Annotated in this window: 25 protein-coding genes; 13 read left to right on the top strand and 12 right to left on the bottom strand. The window is 70.1% G+C overall.

The genetic code is table 11. The annotated features are described in order from the left end of the window. Nucleotides 1-94: 94 nt before the first annotated feature. Nucleotides 95-838 (top strand): winged helix-turn-helix transcriptional regulator, encoded by a 744-nt coding sequence (locus AC07FN_RS19040; protein ID WP_358581468.1) that lies wholly within the window; start codon nucleotides 95-97, stop codon nucleotides 836-838. A gap of 271 nt (nucleotides 839-1109) precedes the next feature. On the opposite strand, the gene AC07FN_RS19035 is transcribed toward AC07FN_RS19040, so the two are convergent. Then, a complete protein-coding gene (locus AC07FN_RS19035; RefSeq protein ID WP_478396806.1) occupies nucleotides 1110-2333 on the bottom strand; it encodes an APC family permease in 1224 nt (407 codons plus the stop codon). A 402-nt stretch (nucleotides 2334-2735) separates the two neighbouring features. Between AC07FN_RS19035 and mshD the strand changes: the two genes are divergently transcribed. From mshD to pstB, 5 genes are all read left to right on the top strand, one after another. Beyond that, a complete protein-coding gene (mshD, locus tag AC07FN_RS19030; protein ID WP_478396805.1) occupies nucleotides 2736-3689 on the top strand; it encodes a mycothiol synthase in 954 nt (317 codons plus the stop codon). Between the two features lie 218 nt (nucleotides 3690-3907). Continuing rightward, a complete protein-coding gene (gene pstS / locus AC07FN_RS19025; RefSeq protein ID WP_478396804.1) occupies nucleotides 3908-5023 on the top strand; it encodes a phosphate ABC transporter substrate-binding protein PstS in 1116 nt (371 codons plus the stop codon). Nucleotides 5024-5189: 166 nt separating this feature from the next. Further along, nucleotides 5190-6149, top strand: coding sequence for a phosphate ABC transporter permease subunit PstC (gene pstC, locus AC07FN_RS19020; RefSeq protein ID WP_478396840.1), 960 nt, complete (start codon nucleotides 5190-5192; stop codon nucleotides 6147-6149). Beyond that, a complete protein-coding gene (gene pstA / locus AC07FN_RS19015; RefSeq protein ID WP_358581475.1) occupies nucleotides 6146-7060 on the top strand; it encodes a phosphate ABC transporter permease PstA in 915 nt (304 codons plus the stop codon). Before pstC ends, pstA begins: the two co-directional genes overlap by 4 nt. 10 nt (nucleotides 7061-7070) lie before the next feature. Next, the gene (gene pstB, locus AC07FN_RS19010; protein ID WP_452613228.1) at nucleotides 7071-7847 is read left to right on the top strand and encodes a phosphate ABC transporter ATP-binding protein PstB; all 777 of its coding nucleotides are present in this window, start codon (nucleotides 7071-7073) and stop codon (nucleotides 7845-7847) included. Between the two features lie 207 nt (nucleotides 7848-8054). Here pstB and AC07FN_RS19005 read toward each other — a convergent pair whose 3' ends face one another. Then, nucleotides 8055-8642, bottom strand: a complete 588-nt coding sequence (locus AC07FN_RS19005) for a TetR/AcrR family transcriptional regulator (RefSeq protein WP_478396803.1) — start codon at nucleotides 8640-8642, stop codon at nucleotides 8055-8057. Nucleotides 8643-8729: 87 nt separating this feature from the next. On the opposite strand from AC07FN_RS19005, the gene AC07FN_RS19000 reads away from it, so the two are divergent. After that, nucleotides 8730-9614 carry a zinc-binding dehydrogenase gene (locus AC07FN_RS19000; protein ID WP_478396802.1) on the top strand — a complete coding sequence of 295 codons (885 nt, stop codon included), beginning with the start codon at nucleotides 8730-8732 and terminating at the stop codon, nucleotides 9612-9614. 1 nt (nucleotide 9615) lies between these two features. Further along, complete coding sequence (locus AC07FN_RS18995; protein ID WP_478396801.1) at nucleotides 9616-10509, top strand: TIGR03564 family F420-dependent LLM class oxidoreductase; 894 nt, start codon at nucleotides 9616-9618, stop codon at nucleotides 10507-10509. Between the two features lie 268 nt (nucleotides 10510-10777). Here AC07FN_RS18995 and AC07FN_RS18990 read toward each other — a convergent pair whose 3' ends face one another. Then, a complete protein-coding gene (locus tag AC07FN_RS18990; protein ID WP_478396800.1) occupies nucleotides 10778-11134 on the bottom strand; it encodes a nuclear transport factor 2 family protein in 357 nt (118 codons plus the stop codon). Nucleotides 11135-11240: 106 nt separating this feature from the next. On the opposite strand from AC07FN_RS18990, the gene AC07FN_RS18985 reads away from it, so the two are divergent. Further along, complete coding sequence (locus AC07FN_RS18985; protein WP_478396799.1) at nucleotides 11241-12119, top strand: helix-turn-helix domain-containing protein; 879 nt, start codon at nucleotides 11241-11243, stop codon at nucleotides 12117-12119. Between the two features lie 269 nt (nucleotides 12120-12388). Here the strand turns inward: AC07FN_RS18985 and AC07FN_RS18980 are convergent, their stop codons facing one another. The 6 genes from AC07FN_RS18980 to dusB form a co-directional block, all read right to left on the bottom strand. After that, complete coding sequence (locus AC07FN_RS18980; protein WP_478396798.1) at nucleotides 12389-13234, bottom strand: helix-turn-helix domain-containing protein; 846 nt, start codon at nucleotides 13232-13234, stop codon at nucleotides 12389-12391. A gap of 133 nt (nucleotides 13235-13367) precedes the next feature. Next, nucleotides 13368-14015 carry a phosphate signaling complex protein PhoU gene (gene phoU, locus AC07FN_RS18975; protein ID WP_478396797.1) on the bottom strand — a complete coding sequence of 216 codons (648 nt, stop codon included), beginning with the start codon at nucleotides 14013-14015 and terminating at the stop codon, nucleotides 13368-13370. Between the two features lie 99 nt (nucleotides 14016-14114). Continuing rightward, complete coding sequence (locus AC07FN_RS18970; RefSeq protein ID WP_478396796.1) at nucleotides 14115-16889, bottom strand: LCP family protein; 2775 nt, start codon at nucleotides 16887-16889, stop codon at nucleotides 14115-14117. Nucleotides 16890-17143: 254 nt separating this feature from the next. Next, nucleotides 17144-18016, bottom strand: coding sequence for a GGDEF domain-containing protein (locus AC07FN_RS18965; RefSeq protein ID WP_478396795.1), 873 nt, complete (start codon nucleotides 18014-18016; stop codon nucleotides 17144-17146). 295 nt (nucleotides 18017-18311) lie between these two features. Continuing rightward, nucleotides 18312-18653, bottom strand: a complete 342-nt coding sequence (locus AC07FN_RS18960; protein WP_478396794.1) for a hypothetical protein — start codon at nucleotides 18651-18653, stop codon at nucleotides 18312-18314. 135 nt (nucleotides 18654-18788) lie between these two features. Then, nucleotides 18789-19937, bottom strand: coding sequence for a tRNA dihydrouridine synthase DusB (dusB, locus tag AC07FN_RS18955; protein WP_478396793.1), 1149 nt, complete (start codon nucleotides 19935-19937; stop codon nucleotides 18789-18791). A 145-nt stretch (nucleotides 19938-20082) separates the two neighbouring features. Between dusB and AC07FN_RS18950 the strand changes: the two genes are divergently transcribed. The 3 genes from AC07FN_RS18950 (at nucleotide 20083) to AC07FN_RS18940 (ending at nucleotide 22406) form a co-directional block, all read left to right on the top strand. Further along, nucleotides 20083-20976, top strand: coding sequence for a hypothetical protein (locus AC07FN_RS18950; RefSeq protein ID WP_478396792.1), 894 nt, complete (start codon nucleotides 20083-20085; stop codon nucleotides 20974-20976). Nucleotides 20977-21060: 84 nt separating this feature from the next. Further along, a complete protein-coding gene (locus tag AC07FN_RS18945; RefSeq protein ID WP_478396791.1) occupies nucleotides 21061-21375 on the top strand; it encodes a hypothetical protein in 315 nt (104 codons plus the stop codon). Nucleotides 21376-21383: 8 nt separating this feature from the next. After that, nucleotides 21384-22406: a WXG100-like domain-containing protein gene (locus AC07FN_RS18940; RefSeq protein WP_478396790.1), complete on the top strand. Its 1023-nt coding sequence runs from the start codon at nucleotides 21384-21386 to the stop codon at nucleotides 22404-22406. A 7-nt stretch (nucleotides 22407-22413) separates the two neighbouring features. On the opposite strand, the gene AC07FN_RS18935 is transcribed toward AC07FN_RS18940, so the two are convergent. The 3 genes from AC07FN_RS18935 to AC07FN_RS18925 all read right to left on the bottom strand — a co-directional run bounded on the left by AC07FN_RS18935 (nucleotide 22414) and on the right by AC07FN_RS18925 (nucleotide 24521). Further along, a complete protein-coding gene (locus AC07FN_RS18935) occupies nucleotides 22414-23100 on the bottom strand; it encodes a YqeB family protein (protein WP_478396789.1) in 687 nt (228 codons plus the stop codon). Next, nucleotides 23097-23705, bottom strand: coding sequence for a TetR/AcrR family transcriptional regulator (locus AC07FN_RS18930; protein WP_478396788.1), 609 nt, complete (start codon nucleotides 23703-23705; stop codon nucleotides 23097-23099). Before AC07FN_RS18930 ends, AC07FN_RS18935 begins: the two co-directional genes overlap by 4 nt. 198 nt (nucleotides 23706-23903) lie before the next feature. Continuing rightward, nucleotides 23904-24521: a superoxide dismutase family protein gene (locus AC07FN_RS18925; RefSeq protein WP_478396787.1), complete on the bottom strand. Its 618-nt coding sequence runs from the start codon at nucleotides 24519-24521 to the stop codon at nucleotides 23904-23906. A 217-nt stretch (nucleotides 24522-24738) separates the two neighbouring features. Here AC07FN_RS18925 and AC07FN_RS18920 point away from each other — a divergent pair, with 217 nt between their 5' ends. After that, nucleotides 24739-25662 (top strand): DMT family transporter, encoded by a 924-nt coding sequence (locus tag AC07FN_RS18920; protein ID WP_478396786.1) that lies wholly within the window; start codon nucleotides 24739-24741, stop codon nucleotides 25660-25662. Nucleotides 25663-25665: the final 3 nt, after the last annotated feature.

Here is a 25665-nt window from a genome sequence, read left to right as displayed (position 1 = left end):
CCACAGGCAACGACGCCGGGCCGTCCCCCGATTGCGGATGGCCGCTCTCCCACCGGTCGTCGGTGTTTCTCGCCTTGGGACGGAGGCCCCTCTGATGAGCTCCGAACTGCTCCTGCTTACCAGTGAATCCGAGTGCGAAGCGGTGCTGCCCGCGCTGGCGCTGCTGCCGCACCGGGTCCGCACCCTGCCCGCCGATCCAGGCGCCATCCTCTCCGGCGGCGCGCACGACGTGATCATCGTCGACGCCCGCAACGACCTGGTCGGCGCGCGTGACCTGTGCCGCCTGCTGGCGGCCGGGGACGTGCCGGTGGTCGCCCTGGTGAACGAGGGCGGGCTGGTCACGATCAGCGCCGAGTGGGGCGTGGACGACATCCTGCTGCCGACCACCGGCCCGGCGGAGATCGACGCCCGCCTGCGGCTGCTGGTGTCGCGGCGCACCAGCGCGGGCTCCGGCGGCGACGGTTCGCTGAGCGTCGGCGACCTGGTGATCGAGGAGGCGACCTACACGGCGCGGCTGAAGGGGCGGGCGCTGGAGCTCACCTACAAGGAGTTCGAGCTGCTCAAGTACCTCGCCCAGCACGCGGGCCGGGTGTTCACCCGGGCTCAGCTGCTGCAGGAGGTGTGGGGCTACGACTTCTTCGGCGGCACCCGCACGGTCGACGTCCACGTGCGGCGGCTGCGCGCGAAGCTCGGCCCGGAGCACGACTCGATGATCGGCACGGTCCGCAACGTGGGCTACAAGTTCGTCCGCCCGAGCCGCGGCGGCTCCGCGCGGGCGGCCGAGCAGGCGCACCCGGAGCTCGAAGCGATCGAGCGCGAGACGGTCGACGCGTACTGATCCACCCGCGAAGGAGCCTCCGGCCGGGGCTCCTTCGCGCATTCCGGGCGATCCCCGGTGGAATTGTTGATCTTCGTCCAGTGTCGGATTCCTGCTTCTGCCTAGAATTGGGGCGCCCGATTTTAGGCAAAATTTGAAACTTCTCTTCCGCATTGCGGTATCATTCGGTGATGTTTAACTGCGGCGGGGTGCAATTTCGCGAGAAATTGACGTTCTCCGAGTGGTGGTCAACCAATTCCGCCCGCCCGACGACCACGCGGGGTGATCGAGGTCAGGCGCGGTGGCGCCAGGCCCAGACGGCGGCGCCGAGCGCGAAGCAGGCGAGGCCGCTGAGCACCGATGCCCACGGCAGCGCGAACGCCAGAACCGCGCAGCCGACGAGGCCGAGCACCGGGAGCGCGCGCGGGAACCAGCGCTGGTCGCGAGGCAAGGTGAACGCCGAAGCGTTGGCGATCGCGTAGTACACCAGCACGCCGAACGACGAAAAGCCGATCGCACCCCGCAAATCCGTGACGAGCACCAGCACGACGACAGCCGCGACGATCACCAGCTCCGCGCGGTGCGGACTCGCGAAGCGCGGGTGCACCGCGGCCAGCGGAGCGGGCAGATCGCGCTCCCGGGCCATCGCCAACGTCGTCCGGCCCACCCCGGCGAGCAGCGCGAGCAACGAGCCGAGCGCGGCAACCCCGGCGCCGACCACCGCAACCGGCGCCAGCTGCGACAAGCCGCCGGCGCGCACCGCGTCGGCCAGCGGAGCCGACGACGCCGCGAGGCCCGCCGGGCCGAGCGCCACCAGCAGCGAAACCGCCACCACGAAGTACAGGCACACCACGATCCCGAGCGCGACCGGGATCGCGCGCGGGATCGTCCGCCGCGGATCGCGGACCTCCTCGCCGAGCGTCGCGATGCGGGCGTAGCCCGCGAACGCGAAGAACAGCAGCCCGGCGGACTGCAGGACGCCCAGCGGCGCAGGCGGCGGGGACGCCGAGGCGGCAGCCGAGGCACCCCCGAGCCAGATCGCGAGCAGCGTGCACGCGAGCGCCGCGAGCGTGACCGCGAGCAGGATGCGAGCGAGCTTGGCGGTGCGGGTGACGCCGACGTAGTTCACCGCGCCCAGAGCCGCGGCGAACGCCGCGGCGACGGGCTTGTCGGCGGCGGGGGCGAGGTACTCGGCGGCCGTCAGGGCCATCGCCGCGCACGAGGCCGTCTTGCCGAGCACGAAGCCCCAGCCCGCGAGGTAGCCCCAGAACGGGCCGAGCCGTTCGCGGCCGTAGACGTAGGTGCCGCCCGCCGCCGGGTAGCGGGCCGCGAGTACCGCCGAGCTGCTCGCGTTGCAGAACGCGATGATCGCCGCGATGACCAGGCCGATGATCAGGGCCGATCCGGCCGCTGCCGCCGCCGGGGCGAAGGCGCTGAACAGGCCCGCTCCGATCATGGACGTCAGCCCGATCGTCACCGCGTCCGCGGTGTTCAGGCGTCGGCGGAGCTCGGTCACGTGGTCCTCGCATCTGTCGGCACATCTGCTCCTGAACTCGTCGACCCTCCGGCGGCCTCTCGCCCCGCCCCGCTCGGGGCCAGGGGCCAGGGCCGGGGCCGGCCACGATTTCAATGGAACTTGCGGATCAACGGCGTGTCGGGGCCCGACACGCCAGGGGATGTGGACAACTCGGGGTGGCTGTGGACAACTTCCGCAATTTCAATGGAAATCGGACCTCTGATTTCCATTGAAATTGCGGACCGGGACCCGGCTGGGCCCCAGGTTGGAGCGGGTTGGGGCTCAGGCCGGGACTCGGGGCGAGCGGTGGTGTTCGCCTGGGTTGGCCTTGGGGCGAGGTGGCTTCGGGAAATTAGCGTTCTGCTCGCGTCAACCGCAAGGTTCGTGGGTAACGTCGGTGGCGTGCAGCTGACTTGGCGAAACGGACTGGACAGCAGTGAAGCGGCCGAGGTCATGGCCCTGCTCGACAAGGCCGAGCAGGCCGACGGGGTGGCCCCGGTCGGCGAACACGTGATCTTGCGCCTGAAGGCGCATCGCGACGTCATCCACCAGATCGAGCCGGTGCAGGCCGACGTGCGCTCCGAGCACTTCGTGGTGCGCGACGCCGGGAGCGTCCTCATCGGGTACGCGCACCTGGACACCGAGCACGAGAAGACCGCCGGTCAGCTCGTCGCCGAGCTGGCCGTGCACCCCGACCACCGCCGCAAGGGCGTCGGCGCCCGCCTGGTCGAGGCGCTGCTGGACCGCGCCGAGCTCTCCCTGGAACCCGCGCCCGACCTGGGCCGCCTGCGGATCTGGTCGCACGGCGAGCACCCCGGCGCGGTGCGGCTGGCCGAGCGCTTCGGGCTCAGCCGGCCCCGCGAGCTGTGGCGGATGGGCCGGGACCTCGCCACCCCGGAGCTGCCCGAGCCAGAGCTCGCGGAAGGCGTGCGGATCCGCACCTTCCGGGCAGGCCGGGACGAACCCTCCGTGGTCGAGGTCAACCATCGGGCGTTCTCCTGGCACCCCGAACAGGGCGGCATGACCGAGCAGGACCTGCGCGCCAAGGAGCGCGAGGAGTGGTTCGACCCCGCCGGGTTCTTCCTCGCCGTGGACGGCAAGGACCGGCTGCTGGGCTTCCACTGGACCAAGGTCCACCCCGACGGCATGGGCGAGGTCTACGTCGTCGGCGTCGATCCGGCCGCGCAGGGCGGCGGGTTGGGTCGGTCACTCACGGTGGCCGGATTGCGTCACCTCCGCGACACTGGATCCCGTCAGGTGATGCTCTACGTCGAAGGTGACAACGCGCCCGCAATCAAGGTCTACCAGCGGTTGGGATTCGAGAAATGGGACACGGACGTGCAATTTGGGCGCTGATCGATCTTTGCCCTGAGTCACTGGTTCACCTGAGAACCGGGCCGCCAATCCCCCGTTCGACTGTGGGCCTGCTTACTTAGCGTGCCTTGTTCACCTTCCGTTCACTTCGATGGCGAAGGCCGTCCACCCCGACTCCCTAGCGTCCCTGGCGAGCGGCAAAACACGGGCCTGCGCCTGCTCGGCCGCGCAACCGCAGGGTTTCCAACTGGAGGAACGAAGTGAAGATCAAGCGGCACAGCGCTGCGTTCGCCGTTCTCGCCGCGGGCGCGCTCGTGCTCGCCGGCTGCGGGTCGGACCAGAACACCCCGCAGGGTGGCGGCAACCCGGCCCTGGACGGCCTCCAGGTCGAGTGCGGCACCAAGCCGGTCTCCGGTGAGGGCTCCTCCGCGCAGAAGAACGCCATGGATGTCTTCGCCCGTGACTACGGCCTCAAGTGCGCCGGTCAGAAGCTCAACTACACCAAGTCGGGCTCCGGCAAGGGTGTCGCCGCCTTCACCGCCGGCCAGATCGACTTCGGCGGTTCCGACTCGCCGCTGAGCGAGGAGAAGGGCGAGGTCGCCAAGGCCGCCGAGCGCTGCCAGGGCAACCCGGCCTGGAACCTGCCGATGGTGTTCGGCCCGGTCGCCATCTCCTACAACCTGCCCGGCGTCACCGACCTGACCCTCAACGCCGACGTGATCGCCAAGATCTACCAGGGCCAGATCAAGAAGTGGGACGACCCGGCGATCAAGGCGCTGAACCCGAACGCGCAGCTGCCCGCCAAGGACATCGTGCCGTTCTTCCGCTCGGACGAGTCCGGCACCACCGAGAACTTCCAGAAGTACCTGACCACCGCCACCGGCGGCACCTGGACCGGCAAGGGCAAGCAGTTCCAGGGTGGCCCCGGCATCGGCCAGGGCCGCGACGGCAGCGACCAGGTCGCGCAGTCGGTGAAGGCCACCGAAGGCAGCATCACCTACGTCGAGTGGTCCTTCCCGAAGAACCTCGGCCTGGGCATCGCCAAGATCGACAGCGGCGCCGGCCCGGTCGAGCTGACCACCGCCAACGTCGGCAAGGCCATCGAGGACGCCGAGATCAAGGGCGAGGGCAACGACCTGCGCGTCAACCTCGACTCGATCTACGGCAACAAGGCGCCGGGCGTCTACCCGATCGTGCTGAACACCTACGAGATCGTCTGCTCCAAGGGCTACGACGCGGAGACCGCGAAGTCGGTCAAGGCGTTCCTGACGGTCGCGGCCAACGCCAACCCGCAGGAGCTGGAGAAGGCCGGCTACGTGCCGCTGCCGGAGTCCTTCAAGACCAAGGTCCTGACTGCGGTCAACGCCATCTCGTGAGTAACCCGGGTCGCACGTACCCAGGGTGAAACAAGGGTCGAACGGACGAAGTGAGAGGCTGCAAACAGCAGTGACCGACTCGACTAGAGCCGATCAGCGCCCCGCGGACACCGACAACGGTGCGCCGCGGGGCGCTTCGGCGCCCAGTTCCGGACCGGAGGCTCCCATTTCCGCTCCCGAAACCACCGCGGGCACGAAGGTCCGCATCGGCGACCGGGTGTTCTCCACGGTTGCGACCGCCTCCGGCGCGTTCGTGGTCGCGCTCATCGCCGCGATCGGCATCTTCCTGCTGATCCGCGCCGTTCCCGCGCTGCAGGTCGACCAGGTGAACTTCCTGTTCAGCAGGGAGTGGAACACCTCGAACCCGAACGACCTGAGCTTCGGCATCATCGACCTGGCCTGGATCACGGTGGCCAGCTCGGTGGTCGCGCTGGTCATCGCGATGCCGATCGCCTGCGGGATCGCGCTGTTCCTCACCCAGTACGCGCCGCGGGCCCTGGCCCGCCCCTTCGCCTACATCGTCGACCTGCTCGCCGCGGTGCCGTCGGTGATCTACGGCCTGTGGGGCTACCTGGTGCTGGGCCCGGTGCTCAAGCCCGTCGCGCTGTGGCTGAACCAGAACCTCGGCTGGATCCCGATCTTCGCAGGCGGCAACGCGCCGACCGACTCCGGCGCGAACGTCTTCACCGCCGGCATCGTGCTGGCCGTGATGATCCTGCCGACCATCACCGGGGTGAGCCGCGAGGTCTTCCAGCGCACCCCGAACATGCACATCGAAGGCGCCCTGGCGCTCGGCGCCACCCAGTGGGAGGTCGTGCGCACGACGGTGTTCCCGTTCGGCCGCAACGGCTTCATCGGCGGGTCGATGCTCGGCCTGGGGCGCGCGCTCGGCGAGACCGTCGCGCTGACGATCATCCTGAGCATGAGCACCGCGCCGCCGAACTACAGCGTCTTCGACGCCGGCGCCACCTTCGCCTCCAAGATCGCGCTCGGCTCCGGGGAGTTCAACAACAACCTGCAGGTCGGCGCCTACATCTCGGCCGGTTTGGTGCTGTTCGTCATCACCTTCGCGGTCAACGCGCTCGCCCGTTGGATCGAGAACTCCAGCGGTAAGGGGAAAGCATGAGGACCGACACCGCTGACGTGGAGCAGCTCGCCACCCCGCCGGCGTTCCAGCGCATCAGCTTCGGGCGGAAGTTCAAGAACAACCTGGCCACCACGCTGTTCGGGGCGGCCTTCGTGGTCGCGGTGGTCCCGCTGCTGTGGGTGCTGTGGACGCTGCTGGAGCGGGGCCTCAAGCCGATGTTCGGCTCCACCTGGTGGACGAACTCGTTCAACGGGCTGCTGCCCAACGACTTCGGCGGCGGCATCAACCACGCCCTGATCGGCACCCTGCTGCAGGGCCTGGTGTGCGCGGTCATCTCGGTGCCGCTGGGCATCATGGTCGGCGTCTACCTGATCGAGTACGGCCGGGAGTCCCGGTTCGCGCGGATCGCGACCTTCATGGTCGACATCCTCAGCGGTCTGCCGTCGATCGTCGCGGGCCTGTTCATCTACGCGCTGTGGATCACCACCTTCGGGTTCAGCCGCAGCGGCTTCGCGGTGGCCCTGTCGCTGGTGCTGCTGATGCTGCCGGTGGTCGTGCGCGTCACCGAGACGATGCTGCTGATCGTGCCGGACGAGCTGCGCGAGGCGTCTTACGCGCTGGGCGTGCCCAAGTGGAAGACGATCCTGCGCATCGTGCTGCCGACCGCGCTGTCCGGCATCCTGACCGGCGTGATGCTCGGCCTCGCGCGCGTGCTCGGCGAGACGGCACCGCTGCTGATCTTGGTGGGTTACTCGAGCTCGATCAGCTACAACCTCTTCGGAGGTGAGATGGCGTCGCTGCCGCTGGTGATCTACATGGAGCGCAGCACCGGGACGGTGGCCGGTGACTACCGGATGTGGGGCGCCGCGCTGACCCTCGTGCTCGTCATCATGCTGATCAACCTTGTCGCGTCGCTGCTGTCCAAGCTGCTCGCGATCAAGACGAAGTAGGGACCGAAACATGGCCAAGCGTCTCGACATCAAGGACCTGAACCTCTTCTACGGCAAGTTCCACGCCGTGCAGGACGTGACCCTGCAGGTGCCCGCCCGCAGCGTCACCGCGTTCATCGGCCCGTCCGGCTGCGGCAAGTCGACCGTGCTGCGCTCGCTGAACCGGATGCACGAGGTCATCCCGGGCTCTCGGGTCGAGGGCAAGGTGATGCTCGACGGCGAGGACATCTACGCCAACGACGTGGACCCGGTGCAGGTGCGCAAGACCATCGGCATGGTCTTCCAGCGGGCCAACCCGTTCCCGACGATGTCCATCCGGGACAACGTGGTGGCCGGCCTGAAGCTGGCGGGCGAGAAGAACAAGAAGAAGCTCGACGACGTCGCGGAGCGGGCGCTGCGCGGCGCGAACCTGTGGGAAGAGGTCAAGGACCGGCTGAACAAGCCGGGCGGCGGCCTCTCCGGCGGTCAGCAGCAGCGGCTGTGCATCGCGCGAGCGATCGCGGTGCGGCCGGACGTGCTGCTGATGGACGAGCCGTGCTCGGCGCTGGACCCGATCTCGACGCTGGCGATCGAGGACCTGATCTCGCAGCTCAAGCAGGACTACACGATCGTCATCGTCACTCACAACATGCAGCAGGCGGCGCGGGTGAGCGACCAGACGGCGTTCTTCAACCTGCGCGCGGTCGGCGAGCCGGGCCAGCTGGTGGAGATCGACGAGACGGGCAAGATCTTCTCCAACCCGACGCAGAAGGCGACGGAGGACTACATCTCCGGCCGCTTCGGCTGATCATCCCCAGTTTCAATGAGGTTTTTCCAACCTCGTTTTGCGTGGCGGTGCGGGTAGCGGAACCTCAGAGGCTTCCTGGTCTGTGGGTGCCCCTCCTGATGTATGTCCGATACACGGCGGAGGGGCCGTCCTCGCCAGGAAGCCTCTGCCTCGGGTGTCCCAGTTTCAATTGAAACTGGTGTGGGTGCCCGACTCAGGACCCTGGTTTCAATTGAAACTGGGGTCCTCTTGCTTTCGGGGTGCGTCGAGCAGCGCGGTGACCATGGATTGGACCGCGCTCGTGAAGGCGCCGGGGCCGCGGGTCCGCATGTGGCGGATCAGGTCGGCGTCGAAGGTCGCCAGGATCGCGTGGCTCAGGAAGTCCGCGTCCAGGTCCGGGCTCTCCGCCGTGATCAGGTCCGCGATGTGCTGCGCCCAGAAGCGGTAGCTGGGGTCTTCGTGCTTGTGGTCGGCGCAGGCCGCTTCGTGCGCCGACAGGAGCGAGGCGTTCTGCTCGCCGATGCCGGTCAGCTCCACCAGGAACGCCATCAGCCGCTCGCGGGTCGGCGCGCCCGGGCCCAGCGGCGGCGGCCCGCTGGTGACGTTCTCGCGCAGCGCCCGGGAGCGCTCCTCCAGGATTTCCCTGATCAGGCCCGCGCGGCTGCCGAAGCGGCGGAACACCGTGCCCTTGCCGACCCCGGCCTCGGCCGCGACCTCGTCGAGCGAGACGTGGCCGCGCTCCGCCAGCAGCCGCTCGGCCGCTTCCAGCACCGCCTGGCGGTTGCGCGCCGCGTCGGCTCGCTCCTGCTTCGGCACATCCCCTCCTGAAGAACCGGACCGTCGGTCCGCCTATGCTACCGTCGATTAAGCGGACCGACGGTCCGGTTAATGCTTGGAGAGAACATGCGAGCACTCGTCGCCGATCCGGCGGCACCCGCGAAGTTGCGCCTTGCCGAGGTCTCGGAGCCGGAGCACGGGCAGGTGCTGCTCGACGTCCACCACATCTCGCTCAACCACGGCGAGATCGCCTTCGCCGGGCGGCTCGCCCCGGGCACCGTCCACGGCTACGACGCCGCGGGCGTCGTCGTGCGGGCGGCGGAGGGGAGCCCGCCGGTCGGTGCGCGGGTGATCGCCTTCGGCGCGGGCGCCTGGGCGGAGCGCATGGCGGTGAACGCCGATGCGGTGGCGGAGGTTCCGGCGGCGGCGGACCTGGCCGACGCGGCGGCGCTGCCGATGGCGGGCTTGACCGCGCTGCGCACGCTGCGGACCGCGCCGATCCTCGGCAAGCGGGTCCTGATCACGGGGGCTTCCGGCGGCGTCGGGCGCTTCGCCGTGCAGCTCGCCGCGATCGGCGGCGCGCACGTCATCGCGCAGGCCAGCCGGAAGGACGGCCTGGCGAAGCTGGGCGCGCACGAGGTGGTGTCCGACCTGGCCGGCGTGCGACCGGTCGACCTGGTGCTGGACAACGTCGGCGGGCAGCTGCTGGTCGACGCCTGGAAGCTGGTCAAGCTGGGCGGGAGCGTGCAGAACATCGGCTGGACCTCCGGCGAACCGGCGGTCTTCGAGCCCTACTCGATCTTCGCGGTCGGGCCGTCGAAGTCGCTCAACACCTTCGGCGACGTCGCCGCGCCCGCCGCGGATCTGTCCACATTGGCCGATCTGCTGGCGGCGGGCCGGATCTCGCCGGAGGTCGGCTGGCGGGGCTCGTGGGAACGCCTCGACGAGGCCGCCGAAGCGCTGCTGCAGCGGCGGGTTTCGGGCAAGGCCGTGCTGGACGTGAGGGGCTGACATGCGGATCGGGCTTTGCGTCGATGAGCGGGGGCTCTCGCACGGCGATCTGCTGGCAGTGGTTCGCGACGCCGCGGCCGACGGTTTCGGGAGCTTCTGGCTGGGCCAGCACGCGTCGTGGGACGTGCTGACCTCGCTGGCCGCGATCGGGGCGGCGGTGCCGGGCATCCGGCTCGGCACCGCGATCGTGCCCACCTATCCGCGCCACCCGCTGGTGCTCGCCGGCCAGGCGCTCACGGTGCAGGCGATCACCGGCGGCCGGCTCGACCTCGGCATCGGGCCGAGCCACCGGGTGATCGTCGAGGACCAGTTCGGCTACTCCTACGACAAACCCGCGCGGCACGTCCGGGAGTACCTGGCGGCGCTGGGGCCGCTGCTGCGCGGCGAAGCCGTCGACTTCCGCGGCGCGACGCTGCGGGCGGCCGGGCAGGTCGAGGTCCCGGGCGCCGAGCCGCCGTCGCTCCTGGTGTCGGCGCTGGGGCCGACGATGCTGCGGATCGCGGGCGAGCTCGCGGACGGCACGATCACGGTCTGGGCCGGGCCGCGGGCGCTCGACGAGCACATCGTGCCGACGATCCGGGCGGCTTCGGCACAACCGCGCGTCGTCGCGATGGTCTCGGTGTCGGTGGTGTCCGATGTGGACGATGCTCGCGAACGGTTCGCCGCGCAACTCGCGATCGCCGGCGAACTGCCCGCCTACCGGGCGGTGCTGGACCGCCAAGGGCTCGCGGGCCCGGAGGACGTCGCCGTCTTCGGCGACGACGCGGCGGTGGAACGCGCGCTGCGCCGCTACGCGGCGGCGGGAGCCACCGAGCTCATCGCGGCGCCCTTCGGGACCGACGAGGAGCAGCGGCGGACCCGCCGGCTCATGGCGGCGCTGAACGGCGCGGCCTGACCTGGTGTCGTGAGTGGCGATGGTCGCTGGAGAGCCTGTTTGCAAACTTGCTCTGCGTGGCGGTGCGGGTGGCGGAACCTCAGGTGCCTTCTCGCTGTGGAATCCCCGACTCATGAATAGCCGATTCACCACGTCGGGGCTGTCCTCGCGAGAAGACCCCTGAGAACCCGCGGCGGTGCGAGTTGCGGTAGGGCGGGCTAAGCGGCTTCGCCGCTTCAAAGACAACAACCCGCCCCACCGCACCTCAACATCCCTCAGGACTGGGGCATCACATCGCCGGGACCTTGTCGAGGAAGCCGTGCACCGCCCGGATCCGGGCGTTCTCGTCGAGGACCGCGACGTCGAAGCCGACCACCACGGCTTCGCCGCCCGCCGGGCCGAGCTCCCAGGTGAAGCGGGCGATGTCGTGGTGGGCGTCGAAGACCTCGCCCGGGCGGAACGCGTAGTCCGGGAACTGGGCCTGCACGGCCGCGATCGTCGCGTCGATGGCCTCCCGGCCCCGCACGTCGGCCAGCGGGTCGGTGTAGGTGCCGCCGTCGGCCCAGAGTTCGTCGACCATCGCGCGGCGCTTGTCGGCGTCCCGCTCGTTCCAGGTGGCGAGGTAGCGGTCGAGGAGCTCGTTCATGGTGGAAACCCTTCCGTTCTGCGGTTCGGTGAGCACCACTGTGCGGCGCGGAAGTCATCGCGTCGATTACCCGGGAGGTAATGGTGCCGGCGGCTAATGTCGTGGTGTGACAACGGTGAAACAGCGCCAGGTGGGCGTGCTGCTCCGGGAATGGCGGGAGCGTCGGAGGCTGAGCCAGCTGCAGCTCTCGCTGGACGCCGACATCTCGACGCGGCACCTCAGCTTCGTCGAGACCGGCCGCTCGAAGCCCACCAAGGAGATGATCCTGCGGCTCACCGAACGGCTCGACGTGCCGCTGCGGGAGCGCAACAGCCTGCTGCTGGCGGGCGGTTACGCCCCGGCCTACCCGGCGAGCGGCCTGGACGTGCCGGAGCTGGCGGCCGTGCGAGCGGCGCTGCGCCAGGTGCTCGCCGGGCACGAGCCGTACCCGGCGCTGGTCGTCGACCGGGCGTGGCAGCTGGTCGAGAGCAACGCCAGCGTCGGGCTGCTCCTCGAAGGCGCGGCCGCGGATCTGCTGGCGCCGCCGGTGAACGTCCTCCGGCTGAGCCTGCACCCCGAGGGCGTGGCGCCGAACATCGCCAACCTCGGCGAGTGGCGCGCCCACGTCCTCGGCCGGCTGCGCCGCCAGGCCGCGGCGACCGCGGACCCGGCGCTGGCCGAGCTGCTCGCGGAGCTCCGCGACTACCCGTGCGACCAGCCGGAACCGGAGGTCGAGCTACCGGGGGCGAGCGATGTCGTGGTGCCGCTGCGCCTCCGCCACGGCGACCGGGAGCTGTCGCTGCTCAGCATGACGACGGTCTTCGGCACCCCGCTGGACGTGACGGTCGCGGAACTGGCGATCGAGTCCTTCTTCCCGGCGGACCAGTCCACAGCGGACTTCCTCCGCGCACGCGCCCCGATTTCCCGTGAACCGTCCACAGGCTCCGATGAGTTGTCCACAGAGGACTTCAATTTCAATGGAAATCGGACCTTCGATTTCCATTGAGCGTTTTTCATCCTGGTCGGTCCGCAGCCGCGGGTCGCAAAGCTGCACGTCGGTGAGGTGTCGCATGCGCCGCAGGCGCATAGCCCACCTACGACGCCGGCACCGCCGCGGGTTCTCAGAGGTTTCCTGGCGAGGACGGCCCTGACGCCGTGTATTGGGCATACATAAGTCAGGGCACCCACAGTCCAGGGAGCCATTGAGGTTCCGCTACCCGCACCGCCACGCAAAACGAGGTTGGAAAAGCCTCATTGAAATTGGGGACCTCCGGGTCAGGCGGGGGATTCGTCGGCTATGGCTGAGATGAAGGCGCTGGAGTCCTTGGGGTTCAGGGCCCGGGTGCAGACCTGCTCGAACGACTTCAGGTAGTCCGCCGTGTCCTCGGGCTTGTCCAGGAACCGGGAGTTCGCCGAGTCGCCCAGGTGCACGACCTGCGGGTCGGCGTCGTCCGGGAAGGAGAACACCGCGATCCGGTCGCCCATCAGCGGATGCTCGCCGGTGCGGAACGGCAGCACCTGGATCGTGACGTTGCGCCGGTAACCCAGCAGCACCAGGTGCTCCAGCTGCTGGCGCATGACCGCGGGGCCGCCGACGGCGCGCCGCAGCGCCGCCTCGTCGAGCACCGCCCACAGCTCCAGCGGGCTCTCCCCGAGCAGCCGCTGCTGCCGGGTGGAGATCACCGTCAGCCGCTCCTGCAGCTCGTCCGCCTCGCCGGCGGTCAGCAGGGCCCGGCTGTACTCGGCGGTCTGCAGCAGCTCCGGCAGCGGATCCGAGCCGTAGCAGCTGACCGCCTTCGCCGAGGTCTCCAGGCCGAGGTAGGTCTGCAGGCCGGGCCGCTGCGCGGTGCTCGGGTACTGCTGCCACCAGCCGCGCTGCTTGGAGTCCTGCGCGAGGTCGACCAGCGTCGAGAGCTGCTCGGTCGTGGCGCCGTAGAACTCGGCCATCAGCCGCACGTCGGAGGTGCGCACCGGCACCCGGCCGAGTTCGATCTGGCTGATCTTGCCCTGGGAGCAGTCCAGGTGAGCGGCGACTTCGCGGTGCGTGCGGCCGGCGGATTCGCGCAGTCGCCGCAATTCGCTGCCCAGCCGTCGACGGTGCACGGTCGGACTCTTACGCACCGGACACCCCGCCGGAAGCAGTTCGGAATCTTCTCACCCGAACGAGCATCGCACACGACGATCGCAACATCGAGTACTGAGACCGAGTATTAATACTTTCCCGGCCGAATGACCCGTGACCTGCGACGACGGCTCAGCTGGTCGGCATCTTTCCGGTCACGACGAACACCACTCGGCGGGCCACAGAGACGGCGTGGTCGGCGAAGCGCTCGTAGAACCGGCCCAGCAGCGTGACGTCCACCGCGGCCGCCACCCCGTGCGACCACTCCGGGCTCATCAGCACGGTGAAGAGGTGGCGGTGGAGGTCGTCCATCTCGTCGTCGTCCTCTTCGAGCCCGCGCGCGGCCTCGACGTCCTGCGTGCGGATCACGGTGCGGACCCGGCCGGCCAGCTTGACGGCGATCCGGCCCATCTCGGCGAAGTACGGCTGCACGTCCTGCGGCAGCACGGCGTTCGGGTGGCGGCGGCGCGCGGTCTTGGCCACGTGCAGCGCCAGGTCGCCCATCCGCTCCAGGTCTTCGGCGGCGTGGATGGCGGAAATGACCGTGCGCAGGTCGCCGGCCACCGGCGCCTGCAGCGCCAGCAGGCCGAAGGCGTGCTCCTCGACGCGGGCCCGCGCCTCGTCCACCTGCGCGTCCTCGTCGAGGACCTGCTCGGCGAGCGACAGGTCGGCCTCCAGGAGAGCCTTCGTGGCGCGCTCCATGGCGGTGCCGACCATGGCCGACATCGAAGCGAGTTCATCGGCCAGCACGCCGAGCTGTTCCTGGTAAACCTCACGCATGACAACCAGGGTACTTCCCGCCGGAATCGGACAGAATGCCCTGTGGTGAACCGCCGGTGAACGGGCCGTGATGAACCAGTACTCGCGGCTCGGAGCGGTTCAGCCGCAGAGGTCCGTTCCGGCGTTCACCGTGGACAGCCCGTCCGGCACGGCCGGCGGCTGGTTCGGGTCCGCGGGCTGCTGCTGCATCAGGCCATTCGCTGCCACGGCACCCCCGCCGCTGGGCGTGGCGGTGACGGCCGCGGGTCCGCCGTTGCCCGACATGATCGGGGCGTCGTCGAGGATCGCCTGGAACAGCGACTTGGTGTCGCCCTCCCGCAGCACCTCCATGCCCTGCTCGTCGGCGTAGCCGGTCGTGGGCACGGTGATGAAGGTCACCCGGCTGGCGTCCAGGCCCTGCATCTGCTGGCCCAGGTCCATCAGCCGGTCGACGCCGATGTTCTCGCCGAAGGTGTTCGCGCTGACCGCCTTGACGAAGTCGCCCAGCTTGCCCGGGTCGAGCAGCACCTGGCTGGACATCGTCTTGCGCAGCAGCGCCGACAGGAACAGCTGCTGGCGCTGCATCCGGCCGTAGTCCGAGGTCGGGTCGCCCTTGACGTGGCGGGCGCGCACGTAGTTCAGCGCCTGCTCACCGGTGAGGGTCTGCCGGCCGGCCTGGGGCAGCACGGTCCCGAGCGTGGAGTCGATGATCGGCTTCTCGGTGCAGATCTCGACGCCCTGCACCGCGTCCACCATGGACTTGAAGCCCTGGAAGTCGATGCCCAGGAAGCTGTTCACGCGCAGACCGGAGATCTGCTGGATGACCTTCGTCGTGCACAGCGGACCGCCGACGGCGTAGGCCGAGTTCAGCCGCACGCCCTTGTCCGCCGGAACCTGCTCGCCGGTGTACTTGCCGGTCGTCGCGTCCCAGCGCTCGCAGGTGGGCCGGTCGACCTTGAGGTCGCGCGGGAACGACACCAGCACGACCCGGCTCCGGTCGGCCGGGATGTGGGCGATGATCGTGGTGTCCGAGCGCGCCCCGGGCTCGTCCTGCTCGCTGCCCACGCCGTCCTCGGCGGTGGCGCCCGCCCGGGTGTCCGAGCCGACCAGCAAGAAGTTCTGGTCGCCGGTCTGCTTGGCGATCTCCTTGATGGAGTCCGAATTCGGGTCCAGCGCCTGGACCGACGGCGGGCCCCAGAGCGTGGTGGCGCCCCAGGCGATGCCGAGGGTCAGGAACACGGTCAGCGACGCGGCCATCGCCACCGCCATCACGATCAGGTTCGTGCGGCGCTTGCGCTGCTTCTTCTTCCACTCCATCCGGGACTGGCCGTCGCGTCCCTCGACGAAGTCGAACGGGATGTCGGTGCCGAGCTCCGGCTCGCGGCGCTTGCCCAGCAGCCACGAGTACTTCTTGCGCCGGGCTTCCTCTTCGGCGGCGATCTCGTCGTGGACCGCGGAGAACCGCGCCAGCGTGGCGTCGATCTCCTTGATGTCGTTCTTGCGCTCCTCGCCCGTCTCACCGGGCTCGTCGGCGTCATCGACGTCGTCCAGGTCGTCGAAGTCGTCGAGGCCGTCGAGCTCGGCGGGCGCGACGATCGCCGTCTCCTCGGCGTCCGAGGTCGGCGGCGCCACCGGCTTGGCGATGGTGGTCTTGTCGTCCCGCTTGGGGCGCGCGACCATCGCGGTCTTCTCGGCCGGCGGCGGGCCCGCGGGCACGGCCGGGTGCTGGGTGGTGGCTTCCAGGTCCTCGTTCACCGGAGGCGGCACCGGGCGGCCCGCGGCGGGGCGCGGCGCGCGGCGCGGCGGCTTGGTGGGCGCAGGGGCGGACTCGCCGGTCAGCGCCTGGGTTATTCGGGTCGGTTCGGCCGCGGGCGGCTCGGCGGGTGCGCCGTTGCGGGCGGGCGGCTGACCGGGGGCTCCGCCGCGCATGGGCGGCTCGATCGGAGCGACGTTGCCGACGGGCCGCTCCGGCATGCCGTTGCGGGCCGGGGGCTCTGCTGGGGCGCCGTTGCGACCCGGCCGTTCGACCGGGGCCCCGTTGCGGCCGGCGGGCGGCTCTACGGGTGCGCCGTTGCGGCCGGCGGGCGGCTCTACGGGTGCGCCGTTGCGGCCGGCGGGCGGCTCTACGGGTGCGCCGTTGCGCCCAGCGGGCGGCTCTACGGGTGCGCCGTTGCGTCCGGCGGGCGGCTCCGCGGGTGCGCCGTTGCGGCCGGCGGGCGGCTCTACGGGTGCGCCGTTGCGCCCAGCGGGCGGCTCCGCGGGTGCGCCGTTGCGCGTCGGGAGGTCGGCAGGGGCGCCGTTGCGTGCGGCCGCTCCACCGGCGAACGCTGCGGCGGCACCGCCGAGGTTCGGGCGGGCGCGGCCCGAAGGGCCGTCGGCGGGCCGTGCGGGGGCCTCAGGGCGCGCGCGGCGGCGGCCCTGGCGGGGCTGCTCGCCGTTCGGAGCCTGGGGGGCGTGGGAGCCCGCCGCAGGCGGCGCCCAGCCGGGCGGCGGCGTGGCGGGCGGGGTGCCGGGGTTCGGCGGCGGCGCGGGGCGGGAGCGGCGCGACGCGCCCTCCGGCGCGGTCCACCCGCGCGGGTCTGACTGCTCCGCCGGGCCCGGCGGGATGTTCTGGGGCGGTCGCGCGGCGCGGCGCGGTTTCGACGCCTGCGGCGGCTGCGGTGCCGGGGGTGCTTGCGGGGGTTCCGGCTCGGCGGCGCGACGGTGGTTGGAGCCGTTGCCCGGGGCCTTGCCGTGCTTGGAGAGCAGGTCGATGACGCGGGTGCCGCCCGTGCCGTCGTCGCTCAATGCGCGCCTGCGTCGACCGGTCGAAGCGGCGGTGGCGTTGTCGGCGACGTCCTCGTCGGGGCGGGAACGCCGGTGCCCGAATTCGCCATGCCGGGGGTCTTGCGGCACGCGTTTTCCCTCCCACCTGCGAAAGCCAACGGTCTACGACTACTGCCGACGCGCTCGATACCCCCCGACGCGTATCGGTCGGCGCCTACGAGATAGTACGGCCGATCGCCCGAATTGACGATAGTGGGCGACAATTTCTTCACAATCAGTGCACGATCATGCCCTGGACCTCGTCGAATGCGGCCAACTGTGCTATGCAGGTTGACCGGAGTAAATGTTTCTCGAATACACCCTGTGCTTTCGCATGATCGCGATCAGTAACCGTCGGCCCGCCGACCCGCGGCCCCGCGCCGTCCCGCTGCAATTCCGGCCAAACGGACTTCGGCTCCGGTCCGGTACGCGACCGCGTTGCGCCCCGACTGCTTCGCGGCGTAGAGCAGAGCGTCCGCGCTGAGCAGCTGCTGCTCGGCCGACACCGGCGCGGAATCGGCCGTGGTGTGCTCGTGCGCCACGCCGGCGCTGACCGTCACCCGCAGCCCCGGTGCCATCTGCGCCCACGGGAACCGCTCCACCCGGCAACGTGCTGCTTCGCACACCGCGACGGCGGCCGCGGGCTCGATGTCCGGCAGCACCAGGACGAACTCCTCGCCGCCGTAGCGGGCGCAGAACGCGCCGGTCGGCAGCACCTCCTGCAGCAGGTCCACGACGCGCTGCAGCACCCGGTCGCCGAGCAGGTGCCCGTAGGTGTCGTTGACCTGCTTGAACCAGTCCAGGTCGACCAGTGCCACGGCCAGCCCGTGGTCGGTGCCGACGTGGTCGGCCAGCAGGTCGGCCAGTCGTTCGTCGAGGTAGCGGCGGTTGTAGCTGGCGGTCAGGCTGTCCCGCAGGCTCTGCTCGCGGGCCTCCGCGTGCTCCCGGCGCAGCCGGTTGACCTCGTGCCGCAGCTGCTCCGGCACCCGCGGCGCGTCCGCGGTGGACTTCAGGTCCAGCGCCGACCGCAGGTGGTGGTACGCCTGCCGCCACTGGCCGCGCGACGCGAGCAGGCTCGCGATCGACTCGTGCAGCTCGGCCATCCCGGTCCCGTTGGCCAGGTCCTGCCGGGAACGCCTGCCTGGAGGCAGCGCGATGGGCGGCTCGTCGTCACGCAGTGGCTCCGGCCCGGCGAAACCGTTGCGCAGTCCGGTCATCGCACTCACCTCCCGTCCGTGGTGTCGTCGGGTGGGACGGATCGCTTGAGCTGCTCTGACTCGCGCACCGCCCTAATTCGCTCGACCGGCTGACCCTGGCCTGGTCCGAATTGGCGAGCGCCGCGCGAATCCGCAGCTGCCTTGGATGTGTACCGGGCGGAGGGGTGTGTGTGGAAGCAAAACGGATCGGACCCACCCGCACGGACGAGCAGACCAGTGTGTGTTTCTCATCACCGCATTGCAAGTTCATCGGTTTGGCCCGTCCTTCGCGTTACAGCGCTTGAGCGCGCAACAATTACCAGGATGGACAAGGCGCGAATCCGTGCATTCGGCCGTCCATCAGCACCAGGTGTTGCGAACCGATCTGATGGCCGGTGGTGCTGCCCGCCGACCTGGTGGTCACCTCGACTCCGACCACCCAGATCTCGCCGCGCGGCTTGGCGCCGTCCGGGGCGAAACCCGGATCCGGCCGCAGCGTCGACAATGCCGGGTCGAGTTCGACCGTGATCGTTCCGAGATCGCAGGTCTGGTCCTGGAAATCGGGATGTTGCGTGCGGCGGAAGAACTCCTGTTGCGCTTGGGGTCCTTGCGCCGCGGCGGAGTTGTTCTCCGCGAAGTACTGCTCGGACAGTCGCATCGACTCGGATTCGGTTGGCGGCTGGGCACATCCGGCCGCGAAAAGCAGCGCCGACACGCCGACGAGGAAAACCGATCGGTGGCGAATTCGGCGCGCCGCAACGGAATCGCGGGTCGTGGTGCGCTGCGCGGTCACTCAGCCGCCGCTGCTGTCGATCTCCGCGCCGACCGGCACGGTGGCGTCCTCCGGGTCGTCCAGCCAGCCCTCCGGGAGCACGACCTTGCCCGCCGATCCCTGGCGGCCGCGCGGGCCCTCGCCGTCGGCCGGGAACGGCACGTCCGGGTCGAGCCCGGCGAGCAGGTCGTCGAGCTGGGCGAGGCTGGACACCAGGCCGAACTGGTGGCGCAGATCGGAGCCGACGGGGAAGCCGCGCAGGTACTGCGCCATGTGCTTGCGCAGGTCGCGCAGGCCCTTCTCCTCTCCCATGTGGTCGGCGAGCAGCTCGGCGTGCCGCCGGAGCACGGCGGCGACCTCGCCCAGCTTCGGCCCGGGCGGGATCGGCCGGCCGGCGAACGCGGCCTGCAGGTCGCGGAACAGCCACGGGCGGCCGAGGCAGCCGCGGCCGACCACCACGCCGTCGCAGCCCGTCTCGGCCATCATCCGGAGCGCGTCGTCGGCGCTGAAGATGTCGCCGTTGCCCAGCACCGGGATCGTCTTGACGTGCTCCTTGAGCCGCGCGATGGCGGTCCAGTCGGCGGTGCCGGAGTAGCGCTGGGCCGCGGTGCGGCCGTGCAGCGCGACGGCCGCGGCGCCGTTCTCCTCGGCGAGGCGGCCCGCGTCGAGGTAGGTGATGTGGTCGTCGTCGATGCCGATGCGGAACTTCACCGTCACCGGGACGCCCGCCGGTTCGGCGGCGCGGACCGCGGCCGAGACGATCTCGGCGAACAGCCGCCGCTTGTACGGCAGGGCGGAGCCGCCACCCTTGCGGGTGACCTTCGGCACGGGGCAGCCGAAGTTCATGTCGACGTGGTCGGCGAGGTTCTCGTCGACGATCATCTGCACGGCCTTGCCCATGGTCACCGGGTCGACGCCGTAGAGCTGCATGGAGCGGGGGTGCTCCTCCGCGTCGAAGGTGATCATTTCCAGGGTCTTCGGGTGCCGTTCGACCAGCGCGCGGCTGGTGATCATCTCGCACACGTACAACCCGGCGCCGTACTCCCGGCAGAGCCGCCGGAAGGCGACGTTGGTGATGCCGGCCATCGGCGCGAGCACCACCGGCGGATCGACCTCGTAGGGGCCGATCTTCAAGGCGGGCTTGGACAAGGTGGCGGTCACGCTGCCCATTGTCGCTGACGCCCGAAACGACCTTCAGCCGCCGCGACATCGATGGTCGCGCCGGGGTCATCGCCGACCGCGGACCGCCCGCACAGCCGCGGAGGCGCGGCGGAAGGCGGTGGTGTTTTCGCACGAAAACGGCCATCTTGTCCGCATGATCGCCTATCGCGGCTCAGGACCGTACTGCTACTCGCACAGCCTCGTCATGATGCTCGGTGCGGATGCGCCGGACGTCGGCGTCGTGGAGACGCTGACCGGGAGCCCGTTCGGCGTGCAGCTGGTCGGCGGGTCGCTGCCGTTCTTCGATCCGCCCGGCTGGGACCCCGAGATCGGCGTGGACGACGCCATGGCGGCCCTCGGTTGGGCCGCGGAGACCACCAGCGGAGGTGACGTCGATGCCGCGCTGGATCGTCTCTCGGCGAGCCTGGCGAACGGTCCGGTCATGGTCGGCCCCGTCGAGATGGGGCATCTGCGGTACCAGCCGGGCATGACCGGGCCGGTCGGCGCGGACCACTACCTCGTGGCACTCGGCATCGACGACGAGCACGTGCTGCTGCACGACCCGCAGGGCTACCCGTACGCACGCCTGCCGGTGGGCGACTTCGTCGCGGCGTGGGCAGGCGACACCATCGACTACGGCGAGCCGTTCACCTTGCGCACGAACTTCCATCGGACCGCGCAGGTCGATCCGGATGACGCCATCCGCGCATCGCTCGACCGCGCGGCCCACTGGTTGCGCGCCGAGCCGGGCAGCGGCACCGCCGCGCTCGCCCTGGCGGAGCTGTTCGAATCCGGCTGCGAGGACGACATGCGCGAACAGCTCGTCGACTTCGTGATCCGCGTTGGCGCGCGGCGGCTGTCGGACGCCGCGACGTGCTTGCACCGGGTCGGTCGCACCGAGGCGGCGGTCGTCCTCGCCGAGCAGGCGCGGCTGGTCGGTGCGCTCCAGCACCCGCTGGTCACCGGCGACGACCGCGCAGCAGCTGCGGTACTGCGCGCGCTCGCCCCGACCTACGACGTCCTGCGTGGCCACCTGGACGCGGGATAGGGCGCGGTCGGCAGTTCGCAGCCCAGCGTGGCCTGAAGCGGTCAGGGGGCCGCGGCGGGCCTTCTGGGGGGCCAGGCTTCAAACATGGCGGATCCCCAGTGCATCCACATGAAGCCCGAGGACTTCGAGCACCTGTCCCGGGTGCTCACCGCGGTCGGCGAGGACATGCAGACCGGGTGGAACCGGCACCGGGCGGCGATCGAGGCGGGTGAGTCGCGCATCGGCCGCGATCCGCTGGGGAGTGCGTTCCGGCGCGAATACGGCCCGGCCAGGGAATCCGTTGTTGCGCTGGCGGATCCGTTGCCGGGGCGGTGGCTGACGCAGGGGAAGAACGGCACGGACGCGGTGGCGATCTACTTCCTCGCCCAGCAGGACGCCGCCGGCTGCTTTCCGCGATAGGAGGGATCGTGTTCATCCCGGAACCGGCCGACCCGAACGGACTCTGGAATGCCGTGAAATCGACGGACGCCGAGTTCTGGTGGTGGCCCGAAACCGACCAGGACCGCATGCGCGAGCTGGCCGGAGCCTGGCGCGACGCCTCGCTGTCGTTCACCACACCTCCTGTCCATTCCGGCGAATTCGGCGAAGCGTGGCCGGACTCGGCGGGGCAGATCTTCGCGACGCACGTCGGCCACATCGTTGCCGCGACCGGTGTGGTGCGGCTGAGTTGTGTGCAGCAGGGCCACCACGTCGCCTTGTTCGCGGATATCGTCGAGGCCACCAAAAGCAAGATCAGCAACCTCATCTTCAGCAACAGCGAGGCGTACGGGGCGCTTCCGAAGATGCGGGAGAGGCTCGGCTCGTTCGCCGCGGACGTGGCCATCCAGGTCCGGCGCATCGTGGACGACGCCGCTCAGCAGGTCGAGTACCTCGATTCCGGTGTGGCCAGTCAGCGCAAACCCGGGGACGCGTTCGGGGAGTTCGGCGACATCGTGGCGTACATGACCGACGAGATGGTCGACAACTCCAAGGATCCCAGGGTTCTCGACCTGCAGGAGAAGAACCGGCCCGGCGGAATCCTGAGCGGTCTGGAGAAGGCCGGCGCCTACGTGGACTGGGGCAACCTCGTCAAACCCGGCGGGGAATGGGACCACAAGTCGAAGATCCTGGCCATGACGGTCGAGGACAACACGTACACGCCCATTCCCGGGGTGCCCGGCGAGATCCGGTACGACACGTGGTCGAACATCCACTACGGCTACGTCGGGCTGGAGGCGGGGTTCAGCGAGGACGAGCTGCACGCCGGCGCGAACGTCGCCGACTACGGCACGCAGGACCGGACCGACCCGACGGACCAGGCCGCCGTGCAGTTCGGCATGGACCTGCACGAGAAGTACGGGCCGGAGGAGCTCACGCCCGAGATCGTGCAGCAGGAGATCGTCGCGAACTACGCCGACCTGGTCCGGTCCGGCGTGATCCGTCCGATGTGACCCCCGATCAGCCGATCCGGCGGTACTGCTGGGTGTCGTCGCGGTCGCGGAGCACCACGCCCGCCGCCTGGAGCTGGTCGGCCAGGTCCGCCGCCGCGCCGGCCTGCTTGTCGGTCAGCGCCCGGGCGCGGGCGCGCAGCAGCCCGTTGGCGTGCTCGTCGAGGCCCGGCTGTCCGTCCGTCCAGCGCCGGAACTCCCGTTCGTGCGGATCGCTCATGCCCGCCCACGGGTAGCCGAAGCGCTCGAAGGTGGTGCGCACGGCGGTCTTGGAGAGGTCGGAGGCCTTGTGGCGGGCGATCTGCTTCGTCTGCGCGTCGAGGAACACCAGTTCCTTGCCGTCCAGGAACACCGAGCCGATCGCGTCGCGCGGGATGTGGCGGTCGGCCCCGTCCTGCCGCAGGCCCACGCACGCGGCGTTGACCGTCAGGACCAGGGCTTCCTTCTGCGCCGTGCTCGCCAGCCAGGCACCGATCAGGAGGCCGGCGAGGGTGAGGACGGGCACCGCCCAGACGGTCGGCAGGGCGGCGGCCAGCCGCAGCGGGCCGGGCGCATCGCCGACGGCGTCGACGATCCACTCCACGACCGGTTTGACGAGGAACCCCAGGCCGAAACCGGCGGCGCCGCAGCCTGTTCCGAGCAGCCACAGCACGACGTTGGACATGCGGAGGGTGACGGAGGTTTCGGTGGGGGTCATGCGGGTTCTCCAGCGGGTTCGCACGGGTGGGAGAGCAACTTCGCGACGATCCGGCGCAGCATCGGCCGCGGGTCGCGGCCGGGGTCGGCGTTGACGAAGGCGCCGTCGATGACGACCTCGATCGCCTCCGCCGTCTCATGTGGATCCAGCGCCGGATCGATGGCTCCGGCGCGGATGCCGCGCTCGACGAGTTCCGCGAACCCCGCGCGCAGGATCGCCGAGTTCTGGCCGATGACCTGCGCCAACTCGGGGTCCTTGCCGGCCTGCCGCAGGATTTCGACGAGGAGGCCGGGGGCGATCGGGCTCATCGCCTCGGCCGCCAGCTCGTCCACCATCGTCAGGATCGACGCCACCGGGTCCTCGCCCGCGGTGCACCGCTGCACCAGCTCGCGGGAGGTGGGCAGGTCCTGTTCGAACACCGAGCGGAACACGGCGCGCTTGTCGGCGAAGTAGTAGAAGACGCTTCCCGAGCTGACGCCCGCGGCCTTCGCGATCTCCGCCGCGGAGGTGTTCTCGAAGCCCCGCTCCGCGAACAACGTCGCGGCCGCCTCCGTGATCGCCTTGCGCCGCGCTGCGGAGCGTGCCGGGTCGACTGTTCGAGCCATGCCACCAGGCTAGCAAATTAACTGAGTACTCAGTTAAAGAATCAGACCGGAAGAGGGGGCGCCTCCGGCCGGATGGCCGACAGGCGCCCCTCCTACTGCCTTCTCGCATCGTGGAATCTTGGTTCTGTTTCCGCAATTTCAATGGAAATCGGACCTCTGATTTCCATTGAAATTGCGTTCCGCCGCGGTGCGGTCCGGTCAGAACGTGGCGTTGGTGCAGGCCAGGCGGCCGCCCGCCGTGCCCGCCTTGCCGGGCTCCGTGTGGGTGTGCATCTCGTGGATCACGAACGACTTCGCGTCCTGCCGGTTGTCGAAGGACCAGTTGCCCTCCGCGGTGGCCGTGCCGTTGCCCTGGGCGTCGGTGTGGAAGTCCAGCCACACCTCGTTCTGCGGGTTCGCGTAGGCCGGGTCGACCGACGGCTTCACCGGGTCGGCCTTCTCCTGGAAGTGCGGGCCCGCGTCTTCGCCGGTGGGGCCGCAGGGCTTGGTGTGCACGTGGGCGCCGTAGTCGCGGTTCGGCTGCAGGCCCTCGACGTTCACCGCGATCTTGGTCTGGCCGTTGGTGCGCTCCGAGGACAGGTTGACGCGGGAACCGGCCGGGACCTGCTCGGGGTTGTAGGTGATCGCGGTGGCGCCTTCCTTGTAGGGCTCGAAGGTCGCCGACGTCTGCTTGGCGGCCTGGTGCTCGCCGTGTTCCTGCGTCGCGGGCTGCTCGGAGGGCGCCGGGGCCTGCCCGCCGCCGCATCCGGCGATCAGCACGGCCGCCGTGCACAGGCCGAGGACCGAGCCGGTCAGGCGAGAGCTCTGGTGAAGCATGAGGTATCCGTCCTTTGTCATCACTGTCCGAATCGACGCCGATTCTGCCCGCGATCGCCGACGCGCCGAAACCGGCGTCCAGCGGTGGCCCGGATCGAGCGTATGGCGGCGGGCGGTCCGTGTCCTGTCGTATGAACAGGGGTACGAAAGCCGCAGATCGCGTCCCAGATGGCGAGCGGCCGGCCGGACGGGCGGGGCGAGATCATAGATTGTGGGCATGGGGTTATCGCGGGGCGCGGATCGGACCTGGCTGGTGGCGTTGGCCACCGCTATGTGGGGCACCGATGCCCTGTGGCGGCAGCCGCTCGCGACGAGCCTGCCGTCGGCGAGCGTGGTGTTCTGGGAACACGTGATCATCGTGGTGCTGCTGGCGCCGTTCCTGCCGCGCGCTTTGCGTGCTCTGCGGGCCTGCGGCTGGCGGGAACGCGTCGCGATCATCGTCGTCGGGGTCGGCTCGTCCGCGCTCGCGACCGCGCTGTTCACCGCCGCTTTCAAGTACGGCGACCCCGTGACGCCGCTGGTTCTGCAGAAGCTGCAGCCGATCTTCGCGGCCGTCGCCTCGTTCGCCCTGCTGCGCGAGAAGTTGCGCGGGCGCTATTTCGCCTTCGCGATCCCGGCCCTGATCGGGGCCTGGCTGCTGGCGTTCAAGAACCCGCTGCACATCGAGGTTTCGCAGGTGGTGCCTGCGCTGCTGGCGCTGGGCGCCGCGGTGCTGTGGGCGGCCGGGACGGTGCTGGGGCGGTTCGTCAGCCGCAGCGTTCCCGCGCGGGACGTCACGACCCTGCGGTTCGCCATCGGGCTGCCGGCGGCGTCGGTGATCTTGCTGTTCAGCGGGTCGCCGGTGGCGGTGGGCTGGCACAACGCGTTCGGGCTGGTGCTGCTGGCGCTGATCCCCGGGTTGCTCGCGCTTTGGCTCTACTACATCGGTTTGAGCACCACTCCTGCTGCGCGGGCGACGCTCGCCGAGCTGTCGTTCCCGGCGACGGCGGCGATCGTCGGCGTCTTCGTGCTGGGGGCGGAGTTGAGCGCGACCCAGTGGGTCGGGTTCGTGATCGTGGTGGCGATGGTGGCCGGGCTCGGCTGGCACGAGCGGGTCAGCACCACGAAGCTCGTCGAAGTTCCGGAGACGACGCGGGTCTGACCC

It is taken from the genome of Saccharopolyspora sp. NPDC045941 (assembly GCF_056431445.1).
Note: the sequence above shows the minus strand (reverse complement) of the source record. Positions and strands in the feature narration are given on the sequence as shown.